General features: G+C 46.3%; 6 protein-coding genes. 1 reads left to right on the forward strand and 5 read right to left on the reverse strand.

Going from position 1 to position 8,665, the window contains the following annotated elements:
* Positions 1–176: 176 nt before the first annotated feature.
* The 5 genes from ACWJAO_RS12845 to ACWJAO_RS12865 all read right to left on the reverse strand — a co-directional run bounded on the left by ACWJAO_RS12845 (position 177) and on the right by ACWJAO_RS12865 (position 5,966).
* Positions 177–344, reverse strand: a complete 168-nt coding sequence (locus ACWJAO_RS12845) for a hypothetical protein (RefSeq protein WP_264898200.1) — start codon at positions 342–344, stop codon at positions 177–179.
* A gap of 24 nt (positions 345–368) precedes the next feature.
* Positions 369–2,543, reverse strand: a complete 2,175-nt coding sequence (locus ACWJAO_RS12850; protein ID WP_449140543.1) for a BspA family leucine-rich repeat surface protein — start codon at positions 2,541–2,543, stop codon at positions 369–371.
* Between the two features lie 91 nt (positions 2,544–2,634).
* Positions 2,635–2,895: a hypothetical protein gene (locus ACWJAO_RS12855; RefSeq protein ID WP_449140544.1), complete on the reverse strand. Its 261-nt coding sequence runs from the start codon at positions 2,893–2,895 to the stop codon at positions 2,635–2,637.
* Between the two features lie 117 nt (positions 2,896–3,012).
* Complete coding sequence (locus ACWJAO_RS12860; protein WP_449140545.1) at positions 3,013–4,164, reverse strand: helix-turn-helix domain-containing protein; 1,152 nt, start codon at positions 4,162–4,164, stop codon at positions 3,013–3,015.
* 479 nt (positions 4,165–4,643) lie between these two features.
* Positions 4,644–5,966, reverse strand: a complete 1,323-nt coding sequence (locus tag ACWJAO_RS12865; RefSeq protein ID WP_449140546.1) for a RagB/SusD family nutrient uptake outer membrane protein — start codon at positions 5,964–5,966, stop codon at positions 4,644–4,646.
* 308 nt (positions 5,967–6,274) lie between these two features.
* Between ACWJAO_RS12865 and ACWJAO_RS12870 the strand changes: the two genes are divergently transcribed.
* Positions 6,275–8,635, forward strand: a complete 2,361-nt coding sequence (locus ACWJAO_RS12870) for a TonB-dependent receptor (RefSeq protein WP_449140547.1) — start codon at positions 6,275–6,277, stop codon at positions 8,633–8,635.
* The last annotated feature ends 30 nt before the right edge of the window (positions 8,636–8,665 follow it).

Here is an 8,665-nt window from a genome sequence, read left to right on the forward strand (position 1 = left end):
CTGACTTCTTTCAGATTCCGCGTCACCACGGACACCCTTGTCTCTCTGGCTAGACGATTCCCACTACTAGGGCTCGTTAGGGACTTGCACCCATTAGACAACACACATGCTAGTCAAACAAAAAAAGGGTGCGTCACAGACTTATGACACACCCTCGTACGATAGAGAATCTGGGGCTAGTCTGCCCAAATTCCCTTATTTGTTGAATTATCCCAGAAATCCTTCACATTTTCATCGCGGTAATCCTCATCTGACGCCTTCTGGATAACAGAGCCGGCGAGGATGGCTGTGGTTTCCATTTCCATGACGCTAACCACTGGCTTGATATATCTTTTCTTTTTCATATCTATTTTTATTACTATTTTTTATTACTTGATGATAACCTTCATGGTCTTGCCACCACGCTTCACGATGTTCACACCCTTCTGCAATTCCTGGAGGCGACGGCCCTGGAGGTCGTAGTATTCTGCCTTACTATCTGCTGTAGACTCCAACTGCTCGATGGCTGTGGTGCTGCCGCCGACGCTGATGCTGAACATTCTGGCACCAGCTGCAGGAGCAGATGAGTTATCTACCATGTAAGCACGGAACGGCTTGCTGCCCACAGACTCTGTTTTTGTTTTATCCAACAGCTTGGCTAGGTTCATCAGCTTGTCGCCCTTCACGATGTAGCAGTTGTTATCAGCATCCTTGCTGAACTCCTTTTTGGTGTAGATACCCTGGAGTTTGTAGTTGGCGTCAGCAGTTTCAGCAGTCTGAACATCTTTTGCTATCGTCTTGTCGGCTTCTGTGAAGTTGAGCTCGGTGGCTCCATCCTTCATCTTGATGATAACAGGAGTACCAGCCTCGATCCTTGTCTTTATCTCTTCGAGTTCTACGGTCTCAGTACCCTCATCAGCTGAAAGAAGCTTGAAGGCACGGAAGTTCTTGTCGGCGAGAGATACCTCGAATGGCAAGCAGAGCGTTGCCCAGGTAGTGCCTTCCTTCATCTTGCGGCTATAAGATACTGCCTTGGCTGCGAATGGCTCGTAAGCCACGAAGTCCTTGTTGTCGTCAAGAGTGAGATTATCCGTAGCAAGAGTTTCTCCCGCTGCTCCTATCTTCTCATCGCCATTCTTGCCTACCAGCTTGGTGAAGTAGCCAGTCTTGTAGTTGGCGTAGTTATGGTCTTTCTTGCTCGGGGCATAGTCTTTGAGATTTGTGCAATTTTCGAACATGTAAGAACCGTTAGTTACCTTGTCTATTACAAACTTGTCGTTGACGTAAATGGTTGTGAGAGTTGAGCATCCGGAGAACATAAAGCTCATATTTGTCACATTCTCTGTATTGAAATTAGTGACATCGAGAGAGGTGAGTTTTGAACAATTATAGAACATCCAGTTCATATTAGTCACATTTTCTGAGTTGAAGTTTGTAACGTCAAGAGAGGTGAGAGCTTTGCAGTTATAGAACATATAGCTCATATTCGTCACCTTCTCAGTATTGAACTTAGTAACGTCAAGCGAGGTGAGTTTTGAGCAGCTATAAAACATATAGCGCATATCCGTCACCTTTGCGGTATTGAAATTAGTAACATCAAGCGAGATGAGTGAAGAGCAGCCATTGAACATATCGCGCATACTCGTCACATTCTCGGTATTAAGATTCTCTATGCCTTCTATTTGCGTCAGATTTTTGAAATTCACGAACCACGCATAACAATTCGTAGGTCTTGCATTAGCAAACGAGGCTTCGAATACAACTTTAGAAATTTTACTGGCGTAAGTGAACCATTTTGGCCAATTCTCGCCACTATTGAGTTCATACTCATTTTCACCCAAAGTCTTCTTGTATCCACAACGGAAAGTCAGCGTGCCGTCAGCATATTTCACCCAAGGGCGGTTATCATAAGCCTTGTCACGGAAGTATCCACCGGCTGTCTTGGCATATGTCTTGTCGGTAGCCTTGCCTTTTGTCCATTCTTCTTCGCCTTTGAGTTTTTTACAATTGTAGAACATATTGAAACTCGTAGATACCTGGGGTGTTACAAACTTACTGCTGGCGTAGATGGTGGTGAGAGATGAGCAGTTATAGAACATGTATCCCATATCCGTCACCTTCGCTGTATTGAAATGAGTAACATCTAGCGAGGTGAGAGATGAGCAGCTATAGAACATGTATCTCATATTTGTCACCTTCGCTGTATTCAGATATTCCAGGCCTGTAATTGTTTCCAGCTCTGTGCGACTTCCAAAGAAACCGTACAACGTTGTAGGAGTGTATGTGCTAAAGCTCTTATCGAAAACGATATGCTTGATAGTGCCATTCCCTAAATTATTAATGATAGTAGCCACCGTCATCTTATCTTCCACCCAAGCACTATTTTTAGGAAGGGTTTCACCCACATTTTTCTTGAAAGTCAAAGTTTGGGTAGAGGATTCATACGTTGCTATATACTTAGAACTGGAAGCTGCCTTCTGCGCCACCATGCCGGCAGGCAGAAGCAACAACATGAGCAACATCAATGGGAACAGAGCGAATCTACGGATTATCGCCCCCCCCATTGTACATACGGCCGGCTTGCGACCCATTGGGTTGATTGGTAAATCTTTTCATAAATTAATACTATTTTTGTTATTATATTTTATCAAGTAATTACTGAATACTGATTGCCATCAGACTAACTACCAGCCCCACGAACGTGATAAACACAACGCCGAGGATGAGGCAGATATAAAAACGCCCTCTCCTGATGAAATCACCCAGACTGAAATGATACATCGGGTGATCATCAAGATAGGTTCTGTATTCCCTCACCATGACATTAATCATGATGACTATATAAATAAGGAGAAACAGAGCTACTATCAGGATAGCCTGTTCGTCTTTGGCAAATGAATCTATTATACTTTTCATGGTGCAAATATAGTGTTTTTCTTTGAAACAAGGTGTCGCATTCCCCCCACTTGGTGTCGCATTGCTATCAAATAGGTGTCTCCTTCGTGGGGGAAGGAGACACCTTATACATACTTTTTAACAGTTTTTCTCTCTCCAAGCCGTAGGAGAGCAACCTTCTTTCTCTTTGAACATACGGTAGAGATGGGTACGTGAAGAGAAGCCGCACTCGGCAGAAATGATGTCATTACCGAAGTCGGGGTTATCCAACATCATCTTCTTGGCAGCCTCAAAACGCACCTCGGCTAGCCAGAGGCGGAAGGTGGTATTGAGACAGGATGAGAGGTAGCGCGACAACTCGTATCTGTTGATATTCAACGAACGTGACAGGGTAATCATATTCAGTGCTGTATCCTTATAACCCTTAGCAGCACACCAGGCATCGAGCTTCTTACGGATGATTTCCTGCCGTCGTTCTGGTGATACGATTTGTAAAGATTCTTCCTTTTTCATCAGTTCTGTATCCTGCAGTTCAGAAGCAGAATCGTCGCCACTGCTTTCCATGGCAGCATTCTCCTCTTCCTCCTTATCCAGAAGTTCTTCGGTAGGCATGTAATTATAGCCCAAAGCCATAAAACTGAGCGTGAAGAAAAAGACGGCAAGCAGTCCCAGAGGTCCGATAACGTATAGAGATTCGGTAGAAAGAACTGCAAAAGGCATGGCTATAGCAGGCAGAAAAAGGACGAATACACTGGCTCGCGCATATCTCACGTAAGGTAGGATATCGTAACCAGCCATCATCTCCAGCATCATCCTGCGCTTTTTGATTTCTACCATTACCATATAGATGCAATAGGCTACGTTGATGCCGAACAGGACAATCATCACATAAATCCAACTGCCGATATGGAAATTTCCGCTCTGGATATAGCCGATGCAGAAGGCAGCCAATATGGCGGCATAGATGCTGGCGCAGACGATGTTCATCTTCCGGCGGTTGGCATGCGTTGCCTCGATATTGTAAATGCCGATAGCGATGAGCGAGAAGCAAGGGGGATAGACCAGCATATTGAAAACGGCTCCCACGGAATCGCCTTGCGCCCGGAAGCCCAAGAGCATCTGCATGAGATATTGCAAAGCCAGACCTACCATGGCTCCGAGAATCAGCCATCGTGAAACTTCATATCGCCGGTTCATCCACTTCATGTGCAATCGGGTAATACCCAGGATGAGGACATTCATGAGCATAAATAGAAAACAGGCGAACTGCAGTAAATATAATGTATCCATTTCGTTCTTATTTTTGTATTTGGCATCTGCCAATGATTATCGTTAACACGTTAAAACGTATGCAAAAGTACAAATTTTATTTTTAAATGGAGAGGAGAAATGGGGAAAAAGTGAATAAAAGAACGAAAAAAAATGGTTTTATTTATCGGGAACAGCAGACTGGAGAAACTAGAACAGCAGACTAGCGATAGGCAGAACAGTGGGCTGTCTGAGCCAAACAGAGAATGAAAACCGGTTTGCCAGGTTTTTAAATAACCGAAATATCACACCGGTTACGGCTGATATCAGAAAAGAAGAAGAAAAATTGATTTTACTCTTCACTCTTCACCCAATCGCTGGGAATGCCTTTATATAAAGGGGGTTCGAGAGGTGAAGAGTGGGTGAAGAGAGGTGAAGAGTTACGAAAAACTCTTCACCCTCCGCAACACCTTTATATAAAGGGGATTCGAGCTGTCGGGTGAAGAGTGAAGAGTTTTTGGCTATTCCATTGCCTCATATCCTTTGTTCTGAACCAACTTGCCATTGAAGGCAAGGCTTCGCTGAGGTATCGGGAAGACGATGGAACAGGACGTAAGAGCGGACTGAACAGAACGGCGAAGATGCGAGGACTTGAGGAGCTTGCCGAAACGGATAAGGTCCTGACGGTGACAGGTTTCGCCCGCCAGCACAACCTGACGGTCTTCCAGAATATTGGCAAGCGAAGACTTGCGCGCAGGCAAACCGGCATGCGCACGAACCATATTATACTCTGCCCTGCCATCCCCATCGTTGCGCTCCATCGCCTCAGCCTTCATCAGCAAAGCATCGGCATAACGGAAACGGAAAAGAGGTCTGGCTGGTCGGGAATGCTGAACAGAATCAGCCTCATCCATCACCAGCGCATCCTTCGGCATCTGATAACGCGCAGAACTGTTGAAGATTTCATCCTCCTCTAAACTGCAGCCTTCATCAGCCAGTCTGTTGCAATAGAAGATGCAGGTTTCCCATGCATTCAATATCTTGCTGCGGTTCTCACTCGCCTTGCCGCCCGTAATGAGCGAGGCGCCATCGGCAGTACGCACCATAAATTCCAGGTCCCTACCCTTCGGACGTTTCCTGTAACCCTGCGCCCAATCGTTGTACATATAGATTTCAGCATTCAGCGCTAGTTTAGCCAGCAGGAAGTTAACCACAGGCTGCGTGATGCGCCCATAATGAGAGCCTTCCTCCAAACTGGACGTCTGAGGAAGATAAGGCAACACCTGCTGCAATTCGCTGAAGATGAAATGGAAGATTTCGCTCCGTTCGCTCTGAGCCGACAGCTTTTCATCGGTTACCGAAGAGCCCGAAGCCGGTTCATAGATGAGTGATTCTGCCGAAGACAGGAGTACCGGAATCCTGCCATACAAATCCATCGCCTCATAATACATCATGGCTCTGATGGCACGCACCTCAGCCTTGAACTGCGCCTTCTGGTTATCGGTAATCCGTACTGACTGTAAATCTATCATATCCAGCGACTTGTTGCACATACCGATAGCCCGATAAAGATATTGCCAGGAAGAATAAAGCTGTTCATCATCAGCAGAAAGAGAAAGCAGACTGTCCAGACACTGAATGTCGCAGATGCCTTCCCCATCTATCGCTCCACCCATAAAATCATATAAAGGAGCTATGGTCGTATCGAATATTTCAGACGCAGAACCATTGCTGCCACCCCCATCGAGCTGATCCTTAGGATGCTCATTCAAGCACGATGAGAATGCCAACAGGGTCAGGAAAGAGATGACCCACGTGAACAGATGTGAAATATATCGTCTCATAACCATATCACATGAAGTTTAGGTTTCAAACTGTCAAGACTGCAAATAACAGCAATCCGACTGCAAATATAAGAAAAAAAAATGATAAAAGGACACAAATATAGTAAAAATCTACGTAAATTTTGCGGGATTAAAAATTATTTGTACCTTTGCACCCGGTTAGCAGAGAGCTAACTAAGGGGTGCTACCGCCGGAAAAGAGAAAAAAGCGGATGCTGAGAATATACCCATCGACCTGAACCAGGTAATGCTGGCGTAGGAAAATAAGGCACATTCCCCCCTTATATAGATGTTTTTTAAATTAAATAAATGAAAAGATTCAACGGGATCGCACTCAGTGTAGCGTTTTGCTCTTTGGCAAGCCAGGCTGCACTGGCACAGACAAAAATCGACACCTTGAAGGTGCAGAATTTGAATGAAGTGATTGTAAAAGGCGTACGTGCCGCAAAGGAAGCTCCATACGCCGTGGCTAACATCAGGAAATCAGAACTCAAACAATTCTCTTGCTCAGGTCAGGAATTGCCATTTCTCCTTTCTCGTACACCGGGCATTCTCGCCTGGAGTGAGAACGGTATCGGCACCGGTACTACCTATATGCGCATTCGTGGCGCTGCCGGAAGCCGCATCAATGTAACACTCGACGGAGTGGCTCTCAACTCACCGGAAGACCAGACCGTTTTCTGGGCTAACATGAACAGTTATTCTTCGCTCCTGGGCAGCATCCAGGTACAGCGCGGCGTAGGTTCTTCTACCAATGGCGACGGTGCCTTCGGTGGAAGCATCTCTATGGCTACTGCTGCTCCTTCGCTCACCCCTACTGCAGAAGTTACCGGTTCTTTCGGTTCTTACAATACCTATCATACAGGCGCCAGCTTCTCTACAGGTCTGCTCGGCAAGCATCTGATTTTTGACGGTGCTTATCACGAGACAGCTACCGACGGTTATGTAGACGGCACAGCAGGCCGCTCAGGTTCTTACTATGGCGGACTGACCTGGCTGGGCGATAACTTCAAGATAAGCTACAAGAACATCGGCAACTTCGAGAAGACCGGTCAGGCTTGGAACGGTGTGCTGGGTGGAGATTACAGCTCTAACTTCACCCTCCTTCAGGATGGCATCCGCACTTATAAAGATATGTATAAGGCAGGCCTGGATAAGTTTAACGTGCTGACAGGTGATATGGTTCGCAACGACAAGGGCGATTATACCATCACTCCTTATACTCTGCGCGACGGAAGCAAATGGGACAAGACTACTGATAACTTCTATCAGAACCACAACATCCTTTCGGCTACCTGGACACCAAGCAGCCACTGGAGTCACAGCCTCTCACTGCATTACACCTATGGCTACGGCTACTACAAGGAGTTTAAGAACAACGCCAAGTTTGCCAAGTTCGGACTCGTTTACTATGATGCAGATGGTAATTTCATCAAGAAGTCTGACTTCATCCGCAAGAAGGGACTCACCCAGCATACTTACGGCATGGTATACAATACCAACTACAAGGATGAGCACTGGGATGTTATCGGCGGATTGAACCTGCAGCAGTTCCGCGGCAACCACTGGGGATACCTTACTTATATCGCCAACCAGGATGCCGAAAAGAAATTCTTCGGCAGCAACGGCCAGTATAAGTACTATGATTCTGATGCCCACAAGTATGACTACAGCGCCTTCGTCAAGGCAAGCTATCACTTTGCAGACTACTGGAATGCCTTCGCTGACCTGCAGTATCGCCGTGTAGAATACAAGACCGACGGTATCAACGATAAATTTATCGCCCAGGCAGATGGCAGCTACAAGAACCAGGAGCTGAACATCAACGAGAAGTACAACTTCTTCAACCCTAAAGCAGGTATCAGCTTCAACAAGGATGGCCACAAGGCATACGCATCTGTAGCCTACAGCAACCGCGAGCCAGAGCGCAACAACTTTACCGACAACTTCAACTATCCATTCCCTAAAGAGGAGAAGCTGCTCGATGCAGAATTCGGCTATCAGTATCAGGGCGACAACTGGCATGCAGGCGCCAACTTCTACTATATGGATTATGACAACCAGCTGGCTCAGACCGGACAGTTGAGTGACATCGGCGAGGCGCTGACCACCAACATCAAGGATTCTTACCGTATGGGCGTAGAGTTGACAGCCGGTTGGGCACCATTGTCATGGTTGTCTGTAGAAGGAAATGCTGCTCTGAGCAAGAACAAGATCAAGGACTTTGATGAGTATGTAAGCAACTGGGATGACGAGAAGGCACCAGGCGTAGTACATTACGACAACTCAACCCTGTCTTATTCTCCATCAGCCATCCTGAACGGATTCATCGATATCCACTATGCCGGTTTCTCTGCTACCTGGCACACCAACTTTGTAAGTCGCCAGTATATTACCAACACAGAAGACCGCGACTTCTCGCTGCCATGCTATTCACAGAGCGACTTGAGCCTGAACTATAGCGCTAAGGTAACCAAGGCACTCGGCATCAAGGAGGTAAGCTTCGGTGTGGATATCAACAATATCTTCAACCGCCACTATGCAGCCAGCGCATTCACATGGAGCAATGCTACCGGTTACGGATATACATTGGACAACCGATTCAAGCAGATAGCCTACATCCCGATGGCAGATACCACCTGGATGACGCATCTTACATTGAAGTTCTAATCAGAAATCATCATGATGGATTATATTGCA

The organism is Segatella sp., assembly GCF_977051555.1.